Raw genomic sequence first — 20,605 nt, 5'->3', positions numbered from 1 at the left:
GCCTCTGCGGGTACACGTGGAGCGAAAATCCGGCCGAGCTTTACCCCGCGATCGATTTCCGTGGCATGATTATATCATGTAATTTACGGGCATGAAAAAAATGCTCTGCCAATTGCTTCTTATGATCGCGCCAGCACTTGCTTTCAGCCAGGATTTTTACCTGCTTGTAGGAACTTATACCTCGGGCAAGAGTGAAGGCATCTATGTGTACAAATTCAATGCCGCCACCGGTGAGGCTACTTATGTAAGTAAGGCCCCGGCCAGCAATCCCAGCTACCTGGCGGTTTCGAAGAATAATAAGTTCGTGTATTCCGTGTTTGAAGATGGCGACGACAAAGGCAGTGTAGCTGCTTTCGAGTTCGACAAAAAGACCGGTACGCTGAAGTTCCTCAACAAACAATCCAGCGGCGGCGACCACCCCTGTTATGTGGCCACCGATGAGTCGGGCAAATGGGTGGCGGTCGCCAACTACAGCGGCGGCAATTTTTCGCTGCTGGGAGTCAGTCCGGATGGTTACCTCCGTGCATCGGAAAGAACGATCCAGCAATCGGGCAGCGGTCCGGACAAGCAGCGGCAGGACAAGCCCCATGTGCATTCTACCGTATTCGATCCGGGCAATGACCACCTGCTGGTGCAGGACCTGGGCACGGATAAGATCCTGGTATATGATTTCGATAAGAAGCTGGGCGAACTGAAGCCGGCAAAAATTCCTTCTACTTCAGCCATCGGCGGTTCTGGTCCGCGACATATAGATTTTACGCCCAATGGGAAATTCCTGTATCTGATGGAGGAAATGAGCGGTCATGTGAGCGCTTATGCTTATAGCAAAGGCAAGTTGCAATTCATCGAAAGGGTTTCAGCCATCAAAGAAGGTTATAAAGGCGCTGTTGGCAGTGCGGATATCCATGTATCGCCCGATGGTAAGTTCCTGTATGCTTCGAACCGGGGCGATGAGAATGATATTGCGATCTTTTCGATCGACAAATCGACCGGCAAGCTCACGCTCAAAGGCCACCAATCGGTGATGGGCCGCACGCCGCGTAACTTCGTCATTGACCCTACCGGCAAATACCTGCTGTCTGCCAACCAGAACAGCAATGATATCGTGGTGTTCACAATCGATAAAGAAACGGGTTTACTGACCGATACCGGCAAGAAGATCGAGGTCGATAAGCCGGTATGCCTGAAGTGGATCCCGTTAAAGTAGAGGTTGCTTTTAATAGAATTTCAAAAGGCTGTCCGACCCGGGCAGCCTTTTTCGTTGGCACCTGCCGGTCGGGGGCCTATTATATTGAAAGTATTGCAGAAAGTACTAACTTAGGATACTCATTGTAATCCACGTCCCTCCGCTCCCTCCACTAACATCTTCGGCCTTATTTATTATTAAAAAATTTAGAACCCACTTTTATGAGAAAGATGTGTCTTTTTGCAGCGTTTGCTGTATTGGCAGCCTGCTCGTCTAACGCCGACAAAACAACCACGGAAGCAACTAAAGCCAGCGATTCCACAATGGCCAGACAGGAACAACCGGTTTATCCGTTCACGGCTGATTACTCTTCCAACTTCGAAATGGGCGATCCCAAGAATGTTCAATCGCTGCTGGAATTGTACAAGCACTGGGACAACAACACGCTCGACAATGCCAAGAGTTTATTCGCAGCCAGTGATACCATGTACTTCTCCGATGGTACTATGTTTGCCGGCAGCCGCGACAGTCTGATTGCGATGGCCAAACAGGTGCGCGGACAAATGGGTACTGTTGTTGATTCTGTGCATGCTTTCATGGCGCTCCGGAACAAAAATAACAATGATGAATGGGTCTGTATCTGGACCCGGGAAATTACCACGAATGCCAAAGGAAAAACAATGGCTAAAGAATTACACGAGACCTGGCGTTTTGATAGCGAAGGCAAGATCAACCTGATGTATCAGTATGAGCAGGCTCCGCCTAAAATGCCACCTCCTCCGCCGAAGAAATGAGGCTGGTGAAGATCCGTAATTTCGTCTGAGACCTGTTGATATGAAATTAATAAGGGCCCATCTTTACAGATCGGCCCTTTTAATATTGTTGTGGTTGCTACCCTTCTTTGTTCAGCCTCGGCCGCAGGCGGGCTTTTGACTTGTTGAAGATATTGCCGTCTTTCAGGACGCCCTTGCGCAGCTCTTTCTGCTGCTCTTCGGGCAGGTGAATGAAGTCCTGGCATTCGGTGCTGCAGCATCCTTCGTGCGTGCGGGCGCAGTCCTCACATTGTATAAACAGCAGGTGGCAGCCTTCATTGGCGCAATTGGTGTGCGTATCGGCCGGCTTGCCGCACTGGTGGCAGTGGGCTATTACATCTTCGGTAATGCGCTCTCCCAGCCTGTCGTCGAACACGAAATTCTTACCAATAAACTTACTATCGATCCCTTCGTCCTTGATCTGCTTTGCATAGTTGATGATGCCTCCTTCGAGGTGATATACATTCCTGAAACCATTGTGCAGCATGTAGGCACTGGCCTTTTCACACCGGATACCGCCTGTGCAATACATGATGATGTTCTTCTCCTGCTGATCCTTCAGCATATCTACTGCCATGGGCAATTGCTCACGGAAAGTATCGCTCGGTACTTCGATGGCGTTCTCGAAGTGACCTACTTCAAATTCATAGTGATTGCGCATGTCGACCACGATGGTATCGGGGTCGCTGAGCAGCCGGTTCATTTGTGCCGCGTTGACGTATTTGCCTTTATTGGCCATGTCGAATGCGGGATCGATGATGCCGTCGGCCACGATCTTGTCCCGCACTTTGATCTTAAGTACCCAGAATGATTTGCCATCGTCGTCTACGGCGATATTGAGCCGTACTCCATCCAAGGCCGGTATCGCATACAGCGCTTGCTTCAACGCGTCGAAATTGCTTTGCGGCACGCTGATCTGCGCGTTGATGCCTTCATGGGCTACATAGATCCGTCCGAATACTTTTATAGCGTGCAATACTTTGTACAGCTCATCGCGAAAGACCTGGGGATCGGGAATGGGAAAATACTGGTAGAAGGAAATGGTGGTCCGGGGTTCGGTTTCCTGGTATAAACGCTCTTTCAGCTCCTTTTGGGAGACTCTGTTGTGTAATAATGCCATGGGTAAAATTTTGTGACCGTATGCCTGACAGTCAAAATTTTGAAACGCCGCAAAGGTACGAAAAAAGGCCCTAAAGGCAACTTCTTCACGATGAAAGAGTTGTGCATCGGAATGGCGGCTGGCCTGCTGAGGGAGATGGCCGGTTGGGGGTATGCTACAAAAAAAGAGGGCCCGGATGAAGATCCAGCCCCGTTTTCAAAATCCAATATCCTATGAAAAACCGAGTAAGGTATTTCAATCCCCGTGCCAGTTCAGTTTTAAACGGGAATGGCCGTGCCAGACGGCCAAAACGATCCCATGGTGGGAAGGATTTTCCAATAATGAGAAAAAAGGGCTGACTAAGCGGAGATCAGGCGTTAAAATCTGCCTGTAAGGCGCCATTGGAGGTGCTGGCTCCCGGTAGGAAGTGCTTAACCGGACAGTCGGTACGTTTAGTAACGGGACAGCCTGTCAAACTGTAACGGAGTTGAACTTGTTGGGACCCGTTCTGGAATAAGGTAAACCTGCCCTGTCCCTTAACCGCAGGACCAGGTTTACTCTATTAGCCATCTGGAGCCATTTTATTGCGGTAATTGGATCGCGCTGCCCAAGAGGCCGCCCAGGCCAATACGCAGGCCTACCTGCCCTTTGTTGCCGTTTAAATACGATGCTACGACATCCACCCGGATCAGCTTGAAGATGTTCTCCAGTCCGCCGAATACCTCCACATAGTTGTTGTTCTTATTCACGAAGAAGGCATTGCCGCCGCCCACGAGGTGCCAGTTGAGGCGTTTGAACAAGGGGATCTTGTTGGTGAGGAATCCGTTGAAATGGTGTTCGAGGTGCCCTACTGCATAGAACGATGCCGTGGTACTGTTGGCATAGTAAGGCGCCAGTTGAAAACTATTCAGGTATTTGCTGGCGAAGATCAGTTGATTGCCATTGAAATGCTGGTAGTCCTGGATGGGCACTTTACTGTCGTTGATAAATCCGCCGATGCCGAGCCGATAGCTCATGGCCCCGCGCAGCTTGAAGTTCATATTGTCCCAAACTGAGAATGTCCACTTATCGAAGTCCACATCGCTGCCGAGCAGGTTGTCGATCCCTTTCTTATACGATACGGCAAAGGTTGGGTATTTGGATCCGATGGGGAATTTGTTATTGGGATATTGAATGTACCGCTGGCCTGGTTGAAACTGTACGCCGATGCTGGCTATCAGGGCCTGGTGTTTGGTAAACTGCTCGTCGAGCTGCTCATAGGGATAGTTGGGGGTAAAGACCTTGTCCTTATCCTTGAAGATGGAAAAGTCGGTGGTATTGTCGATCGGTATACGGTCTTCATACAGCAGATCGGCGGTTATGCGGAGGTCGCTATCGAACCGCTTGTTGAACGTGAGCTTACCGAAATAGTTCTCATAGATCTTCATGTAATTGCGGCGCACGAACAGGGTGTAGACGCTGTTCATGAGCGGCGTGATGGGATTATCCTGGTTGAACTGGCTCACCCGTTTACCGCCGGCCAGCGACCACACCGAGCGACTGGTGGTGCCGCCATCCTCTTCCCAGGTAAAACTTCGTTTCCAGTATTGGAGGGTAGCCCAGGCATTGAGGTGCTGGTTACTGAAGCCATATCGCACATGGGGCGTCAGGCTGATCTGTTGCCTTGTTTTGGGGAACGATCGTTGCAGGGTTGCTTCGGCATTCAGCGCCAGTCCTTCCACGGTATTGTACTGGATGCCCTGTATCAGCGGCTTCCAGGTAAAGCTCATGGGGCGATCGGCCTTGTAATTACGACGGGTAAAGCCGTTGTAAAACACTTTCATGAAGGTCACCTTACCCTGTTTGCGGCGCATGGAATCGGTATAGGCCTTAGTCCACACCGAATCGCGCCGGTATTCGCGCAGGCTGTCCTTGACCTTATAATCCTTTACTTCTTCCAGCTCCAGCTGCACGGGGCGGATGGAATCCCAATAGTGCTTGGACCTTTTGTTGACGGCAGTATCGTACTTGATGACCACATTGTTGAAATACTTCTTGTTGAAGGTGGGGGTCACCTCATACTTATTATATACGTTGAGGAAGTTGCCTACGGCATCGAAGCCCATGATGTTGAAGGTGAAATACACCACCTGGTCTTTGGTTTGCCATACGTTGGGCGATACGGGCACATGAATTTGTTTGATGCGCATGGTATCGAGGATCTCCAGCTGCGATTTCTTCGTGAGCAACAGCTCGAGGCTGTGTATGCGCCAATCGCCTTCGGTGATATTGATGGTACCGTTGAAGAGCGGTTCATAGTTGCGGCGGGAGATGACCTGTATCTGGTTGATCTCTTTTCCATCTTCCCAAAATGAACCGAGGTATTTATAGGCATAAAAGCTGAAGGCTGCATCGGCTATGGGCGATACAAACCCCCGGGGATTGAGCTGTGAGGTGAGTACGTTTACGTTGTCGTTGTAGAAATTGATGAACGTAGGAAAGTTGAACCCATAACCACTGGAACCGCTTTCGCGGCCGGAAAGTACTTCCAGTTTGATCTTGTTGGGTTTCTTGAAGGCGATCTTCGTGAGCGATTCGGAGAGGTGGATAATGCCTTTGCCGACCGAGTCGACCCCCATCTCCTTTTTGTCTTCTTCTTTGATCTTCTGACCGAGCACCTTGTTGGGCACTTTGCGGGTTTTGACCAGGGTTTTGATATAGGCCTCGCAGGTAAAGGAGTCGAGCGGTGATACGTATTCTTTTTTCTTTTTGATGGCATTGCGGATGATCTCGTAGGCGGGATCTTCGGCATTGGCGCGCACCACCACTTCCTTCATGGAGGTTTGCTGAACGCTCAGTTCAAAATGAACGGTGAGGGCGGCATTGGTAACGGTGATGGCCTTTTCTATTTTGGCATAGCCCACATACTGGCACACGAGGGTGTATTGGCCGGGCGCAAGATCGAGAAAGTAGCTGCCCTGGCTGTTTGTGGTGGTACCGGTGGTGGTACCCTTGACAAACACAGAGGCATACGGTAAATTTTCTCCCTGTTGGTTCTTGACGGTGCCGGACACACGGCCGGCCAGTGATGCGATAGTTGACAGCAACAGGAGGGGTAATAGAAGTACAGTTTTTGTCATAGCCGCAGTTGTGCTGCGAAAATAACCGCTTTCTCTCCTTGTCGCTGAATAAGTTGGACCGGTTATGTAAGATTTAACAAAATTGTACATAACCGTAGTAGCCGGCCTATTTGTAATTAGCTATCTGAACCAGGGCCACTACATCGCGCACAACGATCTTTCGACCTTTGGTATCGAGTATACCTGCTTCCCGGAACTCGCTCAGCATGCGGACTATGGACTCGCGCGTGGTGCCAACGAGGTTGGCCAGGTCTTCCCGTGATAAATTGATCTCAACGATTGAGCCGGGAAGGGAATCTACTTTATATTTTTCCCGCAACACCACCAACTGCAGGGCAAGTCTCTCCCTTACCGACTGTTGGGAAAATGAGGTGATGCTGTTGACCATGACTGAGAATTCATGGCTGAGCGCTTTGAGTAGTCTACCGCTTAAGATGGTAGATTGTTGTAATGTCAACAGGAAATCCTCTTTAGGAATAAACTGAATGGTGCTCTCTTCCAGCGATGCTGCCGAATCCGGATACCTTTCTCCTTCCAGCACTGCATGATAGCCCAACAGCTCGCCGGTATTGGCTACGTAAATGATCTGTTGGCCGCCATCTCCCGCGAGTTTGTATTTCTTGACTTTTCCTTTTCTGATAAAGAAGATGCCGGATGGGTATCCGCCTTCCCGGAATATCACCTCGCCCTTGTGGTAAACCTGTTCGCTTTGGTGAGCAAGCAGTATGGCCAGGTCGCTCTCTGGCAGGTTGGCCATGATAGACTGACTTTTGAAGTTCCATTTTTCAATGGGAAATATGCCGCTGATACTCATAAGGAAAGTCAAAGGTACTTTTTAAAATATTGATAAATGTCACATTTTGCGGTGATATTGGTGTGCATCATACTGATCATGAGTCTGGTAGTTTTGTGGCATGGATTCATTGAAGACTTCCTTTTCAAGCTTTGGCGCCCGTACGCCCGGTTTATTCTGGCATCAATCGGACGAGCAGTTCCATCATTTGTACCCTTTGTCCATCCGGCAACTGGCCAGCAGGCATTGGACACCGCTGGAGATTGCGCAAAAAGTAGCGCAGTTCCTTTCGCCGGCGGCGGGCTCGAGGGTTTTGGACATTGGCAGCGGTGTCGGTAAATTCTGCCTCACAGGCGCTTTCCATCACCCCGGTTCGCGTTTCTATGGTATTGAACAGAGAGCCGATCTGGTAAGTCATGCCAAATCTGCCAAAGAGATACTTCGCCTGCAGAATGTAGAATTCAGTTGTGGCAATTTCACTCACCTCGACTTTAACCGGTATGATCATTTCTATTTCTACAATTCCTTTTACGAACACCTGACCGAAACCGACAAGATCGATCATTCCATCACTTTTTCGACGGCGCTGTATAACTATTACAACAGGAATTTATATAAGAAACTGGAAGCCATGCCTGCGGGAACCAGGCTGGCTACTTTCCATACGATCGAAGACAGGGTGCCTCCCGGTTATTGCCTGGCAGAGTCGCATGTAGGCACGCTGCTGAAGTTCTGGATCAAGATCTAAATGCTATCTCCTTACACCCCTAAGTTGCCTGTTATGCTATCCGACATGCCGCAAAAAACAGAACATTTAAATAATTGCCTTGGAAATGAGGCGACTTTTAGAAACCTTTTTCCCCACCCTATACAAAAACTGGACGCTTTGCACTGGTCGCCCTTGCAGGTGGCCGGCAAAGCAGTTCAGTTCCTGGCCCAGGAAGTGGGCGTAAAGATCCTGGATATAGGCAGCGGCGTGGGTAAGTTTTGTCTGGCTGGCGCCCATTACAAACCTTCGGCTATGTTTTATGGCGTAGAACAAAGGGAGTACCTGGTGTGGCAGGCTACTATCGTGCGTGACCGGCTTGGGTTAACCAACGTGCAATTCCATCACTGCAATTTTACACAGCTTGATCTGCGTGCTTATGACCACTTCTATTTCTACAATGCATTTTTCGAGAACCTGTCGCACCAGGAAAGGATCGACGATTCGATAGCTTACTCGAAGGAGCTATACGACTACTACAGCTATTATCTGAACAGGCAGCTCGGGGTACTGCCTACAGGCACCCGCATTGTTACGTATTGTAGCTGGGGCGATGAAATTCCGGACAGCTACCTACTGGTAGAATCGGATTTCGACGGCTTGCTGAAGTGCTGGAAGAAAAAGTAAGGGAGGGGAATTGCTGGTTTTCCCAGAAACTGAAGCCAGGCTTAGGCCTACTGCAATAACTATTTCTTCCTCGCGTAGCTACCGGTTAATGCGGCCGAGCCGGCCACGAGTGCGCCTACGAGGGCGGTGACAAGGATGAGTACTATTGGTGATCCACCAAGTGGAAGCACCTGCGCGATCTTCCTGGAGAGGATGTGCTGATTGGCCATATCGATCCAGCAAGCGAGTCCGCCCCAAAGGATCAGCAACCCGGTAAATCCGGCGAGGCCGTTTTGCCAGGGCTTCATGGGGATAGCCAGGGCTACAATGAATGCTGCCAGTGCCAGGCTCCACCAGGGCAGGTAAAGGCCGGCTGCAAAGGCTAAGAGTACAGTGAGTATGATGGAAACTGTGAATTTCATGTGTTCTTTTTTTCTACGTGTATTCGCTTGCCGTTTCGTTGCCGCGTCTCAACGTTGGTGGTGGGTTATCTATTTTTCAAAGGTCATGGTATATTTCACCTGAGCCGTTTTCTCGTCGCCCTCGGCCATCAACCACAGTTTGTTGTATTCGCCTTTGGCCCATTGGTCAACGAAATTATCATAATACTTACTGCCGGGATTGCCTTGCTGACCGCCGGGATATACGCCCCAGGCTTCGGTTTTATCGGTGAGGTGCACGACCATGCGCCAGCTGGGGCCATGGTATTGTTTGGTGGCATTGATGATATTGTCGCCTCCGCCGGTATTCAGGTGCAGGCGGCTCAGCGGGGCTATCTGTCGCAGCAGGTGCCGGATACCGGTATCCTTGTATTTACCCCAGGTCAGTTTACCTTCCGATTCTGCACGCTTCAGTACGGGGACGCTTTTCTTAAAGGCTGTCGTTATTACATCAGCCACCGTTTCTTTGTCGGCCGTATTGATATTATCGACCGGCGCAAAAGCGGAATCCCTGATCAGCGCTTCTACCAGTGTATAAGACTCCGGTACCAGTGTTGGCTGGGGGGCTGCTGCGAGTTCATCGCTCCACACTTCCGACTCGAGGGTCTTGAACCATACGTCGAAAACGGTGGCGCCCTGCTCGGTTGCATCATTTCGCAGGTTCCAGGCCGTAACGGAGTTGAGGTATTCACGCTCTTCAGGACTGAGCTGGTCGGTTTTGATGTTCCTGAGCATCACCGGACGGGCGAGCTGGGCGAGTATATTGTAGTTCTCTGTTTGCAATTGTTTCATCTCCTCCACCGTAATGCCGTTCATTGCACGCAGGCGATGGTTGATGAGGTAGCCGCGGTACAGGTCGTATCCCCCATTCTGGTAGTAGGGATAGGTAGTGTCGGTAGGCAACTGGTTGGCACTGGCTACGAAATCGGCGCCCGGAGATACGTGTGGGTTCTCGGCGGGTTCGATATCGGGTTTCCAATCATAGCTGCTATCGGTACCCGGCATGATGAAGGCGCCCTGCTCTTTCCATTTGGCGGGAAACTTACCCTGCTGCCAGATGGCCACTTCATTGTTCTTGCTCGCAAAGACGAAGTTTTGCGCGGGACAGGTGAAATGTTTTATGGCGTTTAGGTAGTCGTTGTAATTACCTGCCCGGTTAAGCTGGTAGAAGGTCAACAGTTCATTAGAACCTTTATGCGCCTGCCATTTTACCGCCAGGTTGGTGGGTGTGGTGGCGCGGCCCCATCCATTGAAGGAGGCATCGTATTGTACAGGTCCAAAAACGGTATAGGCTACGGTATCTTTTACCATGGGGGCTCCTTTCACTTTGATCTCTTCAACAGTGATCTGCGAAGGTTTCCAGGCACTATCGAACCAGTATTCCTGGCGGGTATCGTCCTTAAACTGGATCGCGAAATAGTCTTTTACGTCGCGGCTGGCATTGGTAACGCCCCAGGCGATCTGATCGGTGAAGCCAATGATGATGGCGGGCGAGCCGGGAAAGCTGGCGCCATATGCGTTGGACTGCGGCGTATGCAATTGCATCTCGAACCAGAGAGAAGGTAATGATAATCCCAGGTGGGGATCATTACAGAGTATCGGACGGCCGCTTTGGGTTTTTTGTCCGCTCACTGCCCAGTTGTTGCTGCCATTGTCTTTATCAGGTTTATGGACGGCGTAGATGGCGGCGCTGTCTTTCCATTGAAAATACAGCGAGTCGGCTGCTGCGGGTGCTACCGGCTGAAACAAGGGTGGCTGAAAGACGGTGCCGCGCGGCACTATGGGATCGAGCGAATCGGGTGATGCCGGATAGAACTTGTCGAAGAGTTCCCGGCTCAGCACCGCTTTCGCATTGGTGTATTCGATATCGTTCTCGGACCCGGTGAGGTCGTAGCTCATGTATTTCAGGAACAGGGCTGTTTTGAGGTTGCTCCAATGCTCGGGCCGGTAATTGAGCAGGCGGTATTCGAGCGGCAGGTTGGCCGGGGTGATCTGATCGATGTAAGCGTTGGCACCGGCGGTGTAAGCGTCGATGATCTTTTTGGTGGTGGTATCGCTTTCCATTACCTGCAGTGAGTTTTTGGCGGCGTATACCATGCCGAGGCGGCGCATGTTGCGATCGAAATTGAGGATCACGCTATCGGCTCCGGCGCCTACGATCTCGCTGAGGCGGCCGGCGGCGGCATGGGTCTGGAATTCCATCTGCCACAGCCTGAACTTTGCATGGAGGTAACCCTGTATAAAATACAGGTCTTCATCGTTCTGGGCAAATACGTGGGGTACCATCCGGTCGTCGAAATAGACTTCGGCCTTTTCCTTTAACTGGGGCAGGTGCAGGGTGGCGTTGTAATCTTCATTCACCGGTTCGGCATTTTGCCAGAACCCTTCCTGCGGACTGAGAAAGCTACCAAACGGCGGGGCGCTGCCGAGCGGCACGCTCAGGGCGATCACCAGGCCTGTTGTCACTGCTGCGGATATTAAAAAGGGAACGAGTTTCATACTGCTACCGGATGGGGTTATAGAAATCGTTTAAAAGTAACACGAACTGGTAATACCACAAAATTGTATTGTGTGGCAAGCGATTAGGGTGCAATTTTACAATATAGTTTGAGGGAACATTTAAACAGTCGTCGTTTTTTAATCAACAGCCTTTATGAAGCCGGACGGCTACATGGTCGTCTGAATACCGGCCTCCGTAGGGCCGGTTCATTTCTCTCCAGGTGTTGTTTGATCTTACTCTTTGTCTAAATAGGTCATAGGTTGCTAAATCCGTCGTTAACGAGCCGGTCTCTCCAGAGGCCGGCTCTTTTTATGGTTTGACAAGTAGCTCACTGTTAGGGGTATAGGCTGCACAATTATTATTATAATTTATCCGTTTACTTGTTTGCTATTGTTGATGTGCTGCATTACCTTGCAGTACACATCCAATTTCCCAACCCAAACTCCCTTAACAAATGAAAAGGTCTACTAAAAACTCCAACAGAATCTTCCGCCTGAAACAGTTTGCCGGTGTTACACTTGTTTGCTGCCTGTTCGTGATTGGACTGGTGGTTTAACAGCCTGCATTTCTTCCAACTACTTTCATTGACAACCGACCTGGAATCGTTCATTATTCCGGGAATGTTCCTGTATTGCCTGCCCTTCATCCCGGGGCCAGCGCTATTGTTTATTGCAAATTCCCTAACGACGCATTACCAAACCTGCATCATGATCGGGTAGCTACCGCAGGTTTTGTAAAGTGCTGTGGTGGGTACTATTAAGACTGCCGGTGCCTGCGGCTTTCGTAGCGCCTTTGCCCTTCTTTTGTGCGGCCCCTCTCCTGCCGGCCCTCCCGTTCGCATACTGATTCCCTGATTTTTTCGTACCTTTTAGGTAGTTCTTTTCATATTCCTCACCTCAAATTGTTTTGCTATGAAAAAATCAGCTTGTCATGTCATGGCATTGCTCCTCATTCCATGGCTGGCCTGTAATGACCAGGCCGCACACGAAAATGCAAAACTCGCTGCTCCCGCAGTTCCCGATGCTGCGATGATCGTACCCGACGCCAGAGATACTACACTGCCCAGCGGCCGGGTGAACACTTACCTGGTAGGCATGCGCAATCAGCCCGGATTTTTCGTAGAGCGCGGCACTTTCCCCGCCGGCTATAGGGGCTTGCCACATATTCACAATGGAGATATTTTTGTTACCGTGATCAAGGGTACTGCCCACGTGGGCCTGGGTGACCGATGGGATACCACGGGCAATGTTACTATGTACGGGCCTGGCAGTTTTATCATCATCAAAGCGGATCAGCCGCATTATGAATGGTTCAATGAAGCCTGCGTCCTGCAGGTGGAAGGTATCGGACCCAATGAGACCTATTATGTCAATGAGCCGGCGAAGCAGAAGCAGTGAGGAGGTGAATGAGTTGATTGACTTCGTCGACGGTATTGAATGCATGCAGTACGATCCTTAACCTTTCGCTCCCCTTTGGCACCGTAGGATACAGGATGGGCCTCACATCGAGGTGTGCAGCCTGTAACCGGCCTGCTATGGCCTTTACCTGGTCGTTGCCGGGTATGATGACCACCTGAATGGGCGTGTCGGACCGTAGCTTTTCGAATGGAAGGGATGCCTGCTGAAACAACTGTACCAGTTGCTGCAATTGCTTGCGGGCGCTGTGCATAGCGGGAAACAGGCCATAGGCTGTCTGGATCGCCGCCACGCTGCTTTCGGGCAGGGCTGTGGTATAGATGAAGGGCCGGGAAAAGTTGATGAGGAACTGTCGCAAGGTTTCGCTGCCCAAAATAACGGCCCCATGGCAGCCTACCGCTTTACCAAAAGTATGGATACGCGCAAAGCAGGCCTGCTGCAGGCCGAGGTGTTGCACCAATCCTTCGCCTTGCTCGCCGATCACGCCGGTGGCATGGGCTTCGTCTACGATAAGGTTTGCTTCATATTGCTTACACAAACGCACCATGGCCTCCAGGGGCGCCTGGTCGCCATCCATTGAAAATACCGACTCGGTCACGACAAAGATATTACCGGTGGCTGCCTGTAATCTTTTCTCCAGCGCGTGCAGGTCGTTGTGTTCAAAGGCAAATGCCTGGGCGAAACTGAGCCGCAGACCATCGCGCAGGGAAGCATGGCTCAGGGTATCGTAGAGTACGGTATCGCCCCGCTGGGGTACACAGCTCAATAAGCCAAGGTTAGCGTCGTAGCCCGAGTTAAAGGCCAGGCCGGCCGGCGCCTCATGGAAGGTGGCCAGCATTTTCTCCAGTTGTTCTATCCTGCTGTAATTGCCTGCCAGCAGTCGCGACCCTCCCGATCCATGTAATAAAGGTGTGGCAGCAGCGGTGGTATTGGCTTCGATCAACCCCTGGTGTATGATACCGAGATAATCGTTGGAACAGAAATCGGCTTTGCCGTCGGGCAGCCGCAGGGTACGGTATGCCTGTTCAGCTTTTCGTTCTTCCAGCTTTTTATGGAGAAATGATTCTTTCATGATCGGATTTGCGACCCCGAAGCTACTGCTTTTTTTACGGGTGACCGGCTACGGGGCCGGTGGTGCTACCAATGCCGATCCCCGCAGGCGGTGAGTGGCCGGGCGATGACCGTTGACTGGTTTTCTTTAACTTGCGCGCATGGAAACGAATGATGTTAAGAATATTCTCGGTTTGCAGCTGCCCACCGATCCACGGTGGGTAAACCTGGCCGAGATCTCGCTCGAAGATATCCTTACCGATCATGCGTATTGCGAGCAGAAGGCTGCGACCAGTTGCATTTCTCTCATTCAGCGATACAGTGAAAAGGATAAACTGGTGCGGGAACTGTCGCCGATCGTTACGGAAGAATGGGGTCACTTCAGGCTGGTGCTGGCCGAACTGGACAAGCGCGGTTTGAAACTGGGCCGACAGCGCCGCGACATGTATGTGAACGAGCTGATGAAGTTTGAAAAGAAGGGCGGTTCGCCCGAAGAACGTTTCCTGGATAAGCTGCTCATCTTTGCCCTCATCGAGGCGCGCAGCTGCGAACGTTTCAAACGACTGAGCGAAGGGTTGGAAGATCCTTACCTGCGCAAATTCTACCGCCGGTTCATGGAAAGCGAAGCCGGACATTACCATCTCTTCATAGAGCTGTCCGAAACCTATATTGAGAAAGCCATTGTGCGTAAACGCTGGCAGGAGTGGCTGAACTACGAGGCCGACATCATCACGCAGCTGGAAGTGCGGGGCGACCGGATGCATTAGATTTTCGGGTGTATATTGCAGCCTTGTTAAAGCTGGATTCCATATCGCTGGTTCAATTCAAGAACTACTCCTATTCCTCTTTCCTTTTCGATCACCGTATTGTTGGTATTGCCGGCAAGAACGGGGTTGGCAAAACCAACCTGCTCGATGCAATTTACTATTGCTGTTTCACGAAAAGTTATTTTGCGCGCAGCGACGGACAGAATGTGCTGCGCGGTGCGGCCGGCTTTCGCATCGAGGCGCGTTTTACAGTGCAGGGCGAGCCGCTGAAAGTTGTGTGTATTTTGCGGGAAACGGGTAAAAAGGAGTTCCTCGTTAATGACGAGCCCTATGAGAAGCTGGCGCAGCATATCGGTAAACTGCCCTGTGTGATCATTGCGCCCGACGATATCCAGATCATCACCGGTGGTAGCGAAGAGCGAAGACGTTTCCTCGACGCCTTGTTGTCGCAACTGGATGCCACCTACCTGCTGCAACTGATCGATTACAACCGCGTGCTGCAACAACGCAATAGTTTCCTGAAATCGCTCGCCGACCGGAAAGTACAGGATACGGGTTTACTCGATGTATATGACCAGCAGCTTGTTCATTACGGCAGTTATGTTTTCAATCGCCGTAAGGATTTCCTGACCGGATTCATTCCCTCCGTTCAAAAATATTACCACCAGATCGCCGGCGTGGAGGAGCAATTGGATATCCTGTACGAGAGCCAGTTGTTGCAGTATTCCTTTGCTGACCTGTTTTTCCGTTTCCGGGAAAAAGATATTTTGTTGCAAAGAACCACTGCGGGTATCCACAAAGACGATCTGGATATCCGTTTTCAGCAGCAATCTTTTAAGCAGATCGCTTCGCAGGGGCAACGAAAGAGTTTGTTGTTTGCCCTCAAACTGGCTGAGTTTGAAGCCTTAAAGACTGCCAAAGGGTTTGCTCCCCTCCTGCTGTTGGATGATGTGTTCGAGAAGCTCGACGAACACCGCATGCACAACCTGCTGTCGCAGGTTTGTTTGGAAAACGAAGGCCAATTGTTTATTACCGACACCCACGAAGAAAGGATCAACCGCCATTTCTCCGATCTCACCGATACATACCAGGTGGTTTGCCTATAATTCTGTAAAAAATCGAAGTGAAAAAGTAGATTTACCCGTCTAACTATGACGGCAAAAACGTATATTGAATACAGGTAAAGGACGATTGCTTATGACTAATTCACTTGAGTCGCTTATTGCGTTTCTGGAAGAGACGACCGACCCCCGCGTTGCTTTTTTTTCATATACTTCGGACGAAGCGGGAGAATCGGGGGCCATCAGTGCCAACAAAGAAGGTCTGCGTTTGTATGCCCTCGAACTACTAAAAAAATCATTGGAAATGGAAAGGATGCCGCGGCAAAGCAGCCTGTTGTTGTGCCCGCGTGAATGGATGGTGAGCGAAACGGGCTACAACCTGATCAGTTGCGTGCGACCGCAATATGGCCCCCGCGATCTGATCCTTTCTATTATCGGGCAGAATTCCTATCAGCAAAACGATCCCCGCTTTAAGTTGTAGCCGATTTCTTACTAACTTGCACCCCATGGGCGAATATTCAATGAGTGATGCGTTGAAACATTTTATGCGGAATCCGCGCATCAAAGGATCTATGCAGGCTTTGCAGATCGAGGACGTATGGGAAAAGATCATGGGGAAGACCATCGCCAAATACACCGACAAAATTCAGATCTACGGCAGCACTTTATACATTACTACCAATGTTGCAGCCCTCAAGCAGGAATTGCTTTACCAAAAAGACAGCATCGTACAACGTGTGAACGAGGTACTGGGTGAAAACACCGTGAAAGAAGTGGTGATCAGGTAATCCTATTTTATCAGTAATACAGTGCCTCTGAAGACCACCTCCTTTTGCTGGTCTGATCCTACAATGGCATACACATACAAGCCGGCATTGGCAGGTACTCCCTTTTGTGTTCCATCCCACCCCTGCTGGACATTGTTTGTTCTGAAAACCAATTCTCCCCACCTGTTGTAGATAGTAAAACTTTTGAGCGAGAAGGTAGTGCCCGCAGGTATTTTGAATAGCTCATTTTTATAGTCCCCGTTGGGCGTAAAGGCTGTGGGCATTTGTATTTTTCGGTACACTATTACCGTCGTTTGCGCTGTCGCTTCACATCCTTCATCAGACATTACTTTTAGCTGGTAGGTAGTGGTGGTAAGCGGCGATGCTACGGGATTGGCAATCGCAGGATCGCTCAACCGGGTGGCAGGTGTCCACTGCCAGGCATTGATGACACCGGTGATGCCAGGCTTTAAAGTCGCTGTTTGTCCAGGAAGAATAGTTACTTCTGGATTCAATACGATCGTGGGAGAAGTCCGGACGTGCATGTGCAGGCTGTTTGAGAATGCTGGGATGACACAATCAATGCTGTCTGCCAGCATACAACTTACCACATCGCCATCCTTCAGCGTATTGGTTACAAACCGGGAACTATTGGTGCCGGTATTGATGCCATTTACTTTCCATTGGTAGCAGGGGGCATTGCCTCCGTTGATAAGGCTTGCTGTAAACGTAACAGGAAGGCCTGAACAGGGACTAAGCATGGAGGGGGCGATCGTAAGTGATGGTTTAAGCATAAATGGGCAGGCACTGACCTTACGAAGGGTAAAATAATCATAGTCTGGAAAATATACCGCTTCATCCCTGTCTACCACTACATCAACAGGATAGGAAATTTGAGCTGCCACAGCCTGCCCGCCATCCCCACGATGTCCTTCTACACCGGTACCGGCAATGGTACTGATGATACCTGCCGTATTGATCATCCTGATCCGGTGGTTTGCTGCATCTGCAATATATATATTGCCGGCTTCGTCCACGTCTATTCCAAGGGGCACATTGAGCCATGCTTCCGTAGCAGGACCGCCATCGCCACGGTACCCATGGATGCCAGCGCCGGCAATTGTAGTAATGATGCCAGCCTTATCGATCTTTCGTACACGGCTATTGTTGTCCGACACATATAAGTTCCCTGAAATATCAAGGGCCAATCCATAAGGAATGATGGGAATAGTGGTGGCTGGTCCGGTTTCGTCACCTGTGTCCCTCACGCCATTGCCGGCGATGGTGGTAATGATGCCAGCTGTATTGATCTTCCTGATGCGACCATTATGATAATCCGATACATAGATATTGCCCGCATCATCCACCACCATATGCCCCGGCGACAGTTGAGCGGCTGTGGCCGGCCCGCCATCACCACTAAACCCCACACTACCATTGCCGGCGATGGTAGTGATGATACCCGAAGGAGCTATTTTCCGTATTACACCATTGACCCCACCGGTAAAATAAATATTCCCTGCTTTGTCAACGGCAATGCAACCAGCATCCACCTTCGCAGCGATAGCCAATCCCCCATCGCCGCTATTACCAGGCACGCCGGTACCGGCAATCGTACGGATAATGCCGTTCTTATCTATCTTCCTGATCAGCGCATAGTCGGCCAGGTAGATATTGCCCGCATCATCTGTAGCCATGGAATAAGGTCCGTGAAATACGGCATCTACAGCCGGAACTCCATTACCGGTATTGCCCTGCACGCCGGGCGTACCGGCAATAGTTTTTATGATCTGTGCACCAGCGGTTACAGAGAGGAGCAGTGACAAAGACAACATGGCATGTACAACTGGTTTCATCCGGGTGGCGAATGGCCTTTCAGCTATAACACTTCAACCCCGGATAACCCTTATGCGCAGCATGGGAATTATTGCAGCCTTACGCGTGGATCCACCACGCCATAGAGTATATCGGCGAGGATATTGACGAGAATGAAGAAAAACGAGGTGATGAGTACCGATCCCATTACCACGGGGAAGTCAAGTTTTTCGAGCGCGTCTACCGTCACTTTGCCGATCCCCTTCCAGCCAAAGATATACTCCACAAAGAAGGCGCCTGCCAATAGTTCGGCAAACCATCCGGTGATGGCAGTGATGACCGGGTTGAGCGCATTGCGCAGTGCATGTTTCCAGATGACCGTTCTCTTCGATAATCCTTTTGCATAGGCCGTCCGGATATAATCCTGGTTCAGTACATCGAGCATGGAGCCACGGGTGAGCTGTGTAATGATGGCCAGTGGTCTGATGCCGAGTGTGAACGCCGGCAGTATCAGGTTCTTCAACTGCAGTTCGCGGTGCCAGCCGGGCGGTGTATTGTCGAACAGGGTGCCGGTCATATTGAGTCCGGTTACATCACTGAGCAGAAACCCGAACACATAGGCGATGATGATGCCCATGAAGAAGGAAGGCGCCGAAATGCCCAGTACGCTGGTGAAGATGGCGGAGGTATCCATCCAGGTATCTTTTTTCACGGCTGCGATGACGCCCAGGGGGATGCCCAGGGCAATAGCGATGAGTATGGCAGCCAGCGCGAGTACGAAGGTGCCCGGCAGCGCTTCCATCAGCACCTGCCACACATCTTTCTTGGTTTGATACGAACGCCGCAGGTAAGGTATTTTCAATCCCAGCTTAGTATCCCCTCCCACAAACCAGCCCTTGAGCTGTTTCTTCTTTATTTCCTGTCGTGTATGGATAGCTATGGGTGATACGTCGTTGAGGTAAAGGCCAAACTGTTTCCAAACTGGCTGATCGAGGTACAGCTCCTTGCGGATGTTATCGCGGGTGGCGGCATCGGCGCTTTGCCCCAGGATGAGCCGCGACGGATCGCCAAAGCCCTGGAACAGGAAGAATACCAGCACTACCACGCCCAGCATTACCAGGAGTCCGTAGAGCATTCGTTTGGTGAAGTACTTGATCAAGCAGTTGGGTTATTGTTTGGTGGCTGGTGTTGTTGTGTCGGCTGCGGCGGTTGCGGCGGCGTTGGCGGGCAGTGTCAATACGACCGGCAGCGCTTTCTCGAGGTCGGCATAGCTCCATTTGTGGAGAATGGTGCCGTTCTTTACGAGGAAAAGCGTTGGGTTGGCGCGGGCGGCTGTTTTAATGGCCACCGGATCGCAACGCAGCGGTAATAACTGGCTGAAGACCGCGGGCGCTTTGTCGCTGAATATTTCCTCTATGGGAATGCTGGTTACGAGGAATCCGCGGATATTCTTTTGGGTGGCGCTTTGCAGGATGGTTTCCAGGACCTGCGGCCAGTTGCCTTTGTTATAGTCGTTCTTGAGGAAGAGGTAAAGCTGGTAGCGGTCTTCGTGCAGCAGGGCCTGCGTGGTATCGTTCTGGTAAAAGGTTTGCAGGGCAAAGTCCTTGATCTTCGGGGTGGCATTACCTTTACGGACTACCTTATCATATCGCTTCACAAACTTATACAGAGAGTCGTCGAAGTCATCGGGGAATTTATCGGCGGTGAACTCCAGCTCTTTTCCTTCCTTGTTATAGACGAAACTGATAACGGTACTGTCGGGTATGGCGCCGGCAGGCACTTTCATCTTTTCGGTGATGTTATTGCCTTTCTTGTAAGGCAGGCAGTCTACGATGGGCAGGTGCTGCAACACGTACCACTGCAGGGCGAATGAGAATATGGTGGTAAAGAACAGTACCACGATACTGGCCCGAACAGGTACGGCCGATTTGATCTTGTTCCGGTAGAGGAAGATGACCCCGATGAGTACCAGCAGGAAGATGTCTTTCATAAACGACTGATCGGCCGTGAGGGGGATGCAATCGCCAAAGCAGCCGCATTCCCTTACTTTACCCGAGAACAGGGCGTACCCGGTGAGGAAGGTGAAAAACACAATCAACAGCAGGAGCAGCCAGCTGAACAAGCGCATCTGCCATCCTACCAATATGGCTACACCGGCAATGATCTCGAAGGCATTCATCGCGATCGAAAATGCCAGGGTATAATTGTCCAGGAAACCCCAGCCCCAGATCTCGAAGAACTCCTGCATTTTATAACTCAATCCGAGCGGGTCGTTGGCCTTGACCAGTCCGGAAAAGATAAAGAGTACGCCTACGATGATCCTGGCTACGTTGAGGAAGTATTTCATAATAGAGCAGATGACTTGTAAGGACTGCAAGATAAGGGTTACGGGATAATTTGCGGGCTGCC

General features: G+C 50.7%; 18 protein-coding genes. 9 read left to right on the top strand and 9 right to left on the bottom strand.

The window, feature by feature from the left end:
* Nucleotides 1–91 precede the first annotated feature (91 nt).
* Both P2H89_RS10580 and P2H89_RS10575 read left to right on the top strand, forming a co-directional pair.
* Nucleotides 92–1,207: a lactonase family protein gene (locus P2H89_RS10580; RefSeq protein WP_275826700.1), complete on the top strand. Its 1,116-nt coding sequence runs from the start codon at nucleotides 92–94 to the stop codon at nucleotides 1,205–1,207.
* A 200-nt stretch (nucleotides 1,208–1,407) separates the two neighbouring features.
* Nucleotides 1,408–1,980: a hypothetical protein gene (locus tag P2H89_RS10575; protein WP_275826699.1), complete on the top strand. Its 573-nt coding sequence runs from the start codon at nucleotides 1,408–1,410 to the stop codon at nucleotides 1,978–1,980.
* Nucleotides 1,981–2,077: 97 nt separating this feature from the next.
* Here the strand turns inward: P2H89_RS10575 and P2H89_RS10570 are convergent, their stop codons facing one another.
* The 3 genes from P2H89_RS10570 to P2H89_RS10560 form a co-directional block, all read right to left on the bottom strand.
* Nucleotides 2,078–3,118 carry a rhodanese-related sulfurtransferase gene (locus P2H89_RS10570; protein ID WP_275826698.1) on the bottom strand — a complete coding sequence of 347 codons (1,041 nt, stop codon included), beginning with the start codon at nucleotides 3,116–3,118 and terminating at the stop codon, nucleotides 2,078–2,080.
* A 560-nt stretch (nucleotides 3,119–3,678) separates the two neighbouring features.
* The gene (locus P2H89_RS10565; protein ID WP_275826697.1) at nucleotides 3,679–6,216 is read right to left on the bottom strand and encodes a DUF5686 and carboxypeptidase regulatory-like domain-containing protein; all 2,538 of its coding nucleotides are present in this window, start codon (nucleotides 6,214–6,216) and stop codon (nucleotides 3,679–3,681) included.
* A gap of 106 nt (nucleotides 6,217–6,322) precedes the next feature.
* Entirely contained in the window at nucleotides 6,323–7,042 is a 720-nt protein-coding gene (locus P2H89_RS10560; RefSeq protein ID WP_275826696.1) for a Crp/Fnr family transcriptional regulator, read from the bottom strand.
* Between the two features lie 88 nt (nucleotides 7,043–7,130).
* Between P2H89_RS10560 and P2H89_RS10555 the strand changes: the two genes are divergently transcribed.
* Together P2H89_RS10555 and P2H89_RS10550 are read left to right on the top strand one after the other, a co-directional pair.
* Complete coding sequence (locus P2H89_RS10555; protein WP_275826695.1) at nucleotides 7,131–7,757, top strand: class I SAM-dependent methyltransferase; 627 nt, start codon at nucleotides 7,131–7,133, stop codon at nucleotides 7,755–7,757.
* Between the two features lie 138 nt (nucleotides 7,758–7,895).
* A complete protein-coding gene (locus tag P2H89_RS10550; protein ID WP_275826694.1) occupies nucleotides 7,896–8,402 on the top strand; it encodes a methyltransferase domain-containing protein in 507 nt (168 codons plus the stop codon).
* A 59-nt stretch (nucleotides 8,403–8,461) separates the two neighbouring features.
* Here P2H89_RS10550 and P2H89_RS10545 read toward each other — a convergent pair whose 3' ends face one another.
* Together P2H89_RS10545 and P2H89_RS10540 are read right to left on the bottom strand one after the other, a co-directional pair.
* On the bottom strand, nucleotides 8,462–8,803 hold the full coding sequence (locus tag P2H89_RS10545; RefSeq protein ID WP_275826693.1) for a hypothetical protein: 342 nt from the start codon (nucleotides 8,801–8,803) through the stop codon (nucleotides 8,462–8,464).
* A 69-nt stretch (nucleotides 8,804–8,872) separates the two neighbouring features.
* Nucleotides 8,873–11,320 (bottom strand): penicillin acylase family protein, encoded by a 2,448-nt coding sequence (locus P2H89_RS10540; protein WP_275826692.1) that lies wholly within the window; start codon nucleotides 11,318–11,320, stop codon nucleotides 8,873–8,875.
* 912 nt (nucleotides 11,321–12,232) lie between these two features.
* On the opposite strand from P2H89_RS10540, the gene P2H89_RS10535 reads away from it, so the two are divergent.
* Nucleotides 12,233–12,718: a cupin domain-containing protein gene (locus P2H89_RS10535; RefSeq protein WP_275826691.1), complete on the top strand. Its 486-nt coding sequence runs from the start codon at nucleotides 12,233–12,235 to the stop codon at nucleotides 12,716–12,718.
* Here P2H89_RS10535 and P2H89_RS10530 read toward each other — a convergent pair.
* Nucleotides 12,690–13,808: an 8-amino-7-oxononanoate synthase gene (locus P2H89_RS10530; RefSeq protein ID WP_275826690.1), complete on the bottom strand. Its 1,119-nt coding sequence runs from the start codon at nucleotides 13,806–13,808 to the stop codon at nucleotides 12,690–12,692. The genes P2H89_RS10535 and P2H89_RS10530 overlap by 29 nt on opposite strands.
* A gap of 139 nt (nucleotides 13,809–13,947) precedes the next feature.
* Between P2H89_RS10530 and P2H89_RS10525 the strand changes: the two genes are divergently transcribed.
* The 4 genes from P2H89_RS10525 (at nucleotide 13,948) to P2H89_RS10510 (ending at nucleotide 16,402) form a co-directional block, all read left to right on the top strand.
* On the top strand, nucleotides 13,948–14,553 hold the full coding sequence (locus tag P2H89_RS10525) for a tRNA-(ms[2]io[6]A)-hydroxylase (protein WP_275826689.1): 606 nt from the start codon (nucleotides 13,948–13,950) through the stop codon (nucleotides 14,551–14,553).
* 23 nt (nucleotides 14,554–14,576) lie between these two features.
* The gene (recF, locus tag P2H89_RS10520; protein ID WP_275826688.1) at nucleotides 14,577–15,659 is read left to right on the top strand and encodes a DNA replication and repair protein RecF; all 1,083 of its coding nucleotides are present in this window, start codon (nucleotides 14,577–14,579) and stop codon (nucleotides 15,657–15,659) included.
* A 91-nt stretch (nucleotides 15,660–15,750) separates the two neighbouring features.
* A complete protein-coding gene (locus P2H89_RS10515; protein ID WP_275826686.1) occupies nucleotides 15,751–16,095 on the top strand; it encodes a hypothetical protein in 345 nt (114 codons plus the stop codon).
* Nucleotides 16,096–16,120: 25 nt separating this feature from the next.
* Complete coding sequence (locus P2H89_RS10510; RefSeq protein ID WP_275826685.1) at nucleotides 16,121–16,402, top strand: DUF721 domain-containing protein; 282 nt, start codon at nucleotides 16,121–16,123, stop codon at nucleotides 16,400–16,402.
* A gap of 2 nt (nucleotides 16,403–16,404) precedes the next feature.
* On the opposite strand, the gene P2H89_RS10505 is transcribed toward P2H89_RS10510, so the two are convergent.
* The 3 genes from P2H89_RS10505 to P2H89_RS10495 all read right to left on the bottom strand — a co-directional run bounded on the left by P2H89_RS10505 (nucleotide 16,405) and on the right by P2H89_RS10495 (nucleotide 20,543).
* A complete protein-coding gene (locus P2H89_RS10505; RefSeq protein WP_275826684.1) occupies nucleotides 16,405–18,237 on the bottom strand; it encodes a gliding motility-associated C-terminal domain-containing protein in 1,833 nt (610 codons plus the stop codon).
* Between the two features lie 68 nt (nucleotides 18,238–18,305).
* The gene (locus P2H89_RS10500; protein ID WP_275826683.1) at nucleotides 18,306–19,355 is read right to left on the bottom strand and encodes an ABC transporter permease; all 1,050 of its coding nucleotides are present in this window, start codon (nucleotides 19,353–19,355) and stop codon (nucleotides 18,306–18,308) included.
* 9 nt (nucleotides 19,356–19,364) lie between these two features.
* A complete protein-coding gene (locus P2H89_RS10495; protein WP_275826682.1) occupies nucleotides 19,365–20,543 on the bottom strand; it encodes a BT_3928 family protein in 1,179 nt (392 codons plus the stop codon).
* Between the last annotated feature and the right edge of the window lie 62 nt (nucleotides 20,544–20,605).

Origin of the sequence: Paraflavitalea sp. CAU 1676 (genome assembly GCF_029223285.1) — a bacterium.
Taxonomy (GTDB): Bacteria; Bacteroidota; Bacteroidia; order Chitinophagales; family Chitinophagaceae; genus Paraflavitalea.
This window is presented reverse-complemented; position numbering and strand designations above follow the sequence as displayed.

Excerpts from the sequence above, each read along its gene's own strand:
- P2H89_RS10580 (WP_275826700.1), top strand. The coding sequence starts at position 92 with ATGAAAAAAATGCTCTGCCAATTGCTTCTTATGATCGCGCCAGCACTT.
- P2H89_RS10575 (WP_275826699.1), top strand. The coding sequence starts at position 1,408 with ATGAGAAAGATGTGTCTTTTTGCAGCGTTTGCTGTATTGGCAGCCTGC.
- P2H89_RS10570 (WP_275826698.1), bottom strand. The coding sequence starts at position 3,118 with ATGGCATTATTACACAACAGAGTCTCCCAAAAGGAGCTGAAAGAGCGT.
- P2H89_RS10565 (WP_275826697.1), bottom strand. The coding sequence starts at position 6,216 with ATGACAAAAACTGTACTTCTATTACCCCTCCTGTTGCTGTCAACTATC.
- P2H89_RS10555 (WP_275826695.1), top strand. The coding sequence starts at position 7,131 with ATGGATTCATTGAAGACTTCCTTTTCAAGCTTTGGCGCCCGTACGCCC.
- P2H89_RS10545 (WP_275826693.1), bottom strand. The coding sequence starts at position 8,803 with ATGAAATTCACAGTTTCCATCATACTCACTGTACTCTTAGCCTTTGCA.
- P2H89_RS10540 (WP_275826692.1), bottom strand. The coding sequence starts at position 11,320 with ATGAAACTCGTTCCCTTTTTAATATCCGCAGCAGTGACAACAGGCCTG.
- P2H89_RS10535 (WP_275826691.1), top strand. The coding sequence starts at position 12,233 with ATGAAAAAATCAGCTTGTCATGTCATGGCATTGCTCCTCATTCCATGG.
- P2H89_RS10530 (WP_275826690.1), bottom strand. The coding sequence starts at position 13,808 with ATGAAAGAATCATTTCTCCATAAAAAGCTGGAAGAACGAAAAGCTGAA.
- P2H89_RS10525 (WP_275826689.1), top strand. The coding sequence starts at position 13,948 with ATGGAAACGAATGATGTTAAGAATATTCTCGGTTTGCAGCTGCCCACC.
- P2H89_RS10515 (WP_275826686.1), top strand. The coding sequence starts at position 15,751 with ATGACTAATTCACTTGAGTCGCTTATTGCGTTTCTGGAAGAGACGACC.
- P2H89_RS10510 (WP_275826685.1), top strand. The coding sequence starts at position 16,121 with ATGGGCGAATATTCAATGAGTGATGCGTTGAAACATTTTATGCGGAAT.
- P2H89_RS10505 (WP_275826684.1), bottom strand. The coding sequence starts at position 18,237 with ATGAAACCAGTTGTACATGCCATGTTGTCTTTGTCACTGCTCCTCTCT.
- P2H89_RS10495 (WP_275826682.1), bottom strand. The coding sequence starts at position 20,543 with ATGAAATACTTCCTCAACGTAGCCAGGATCATCGTAGGCGTACTCTTT.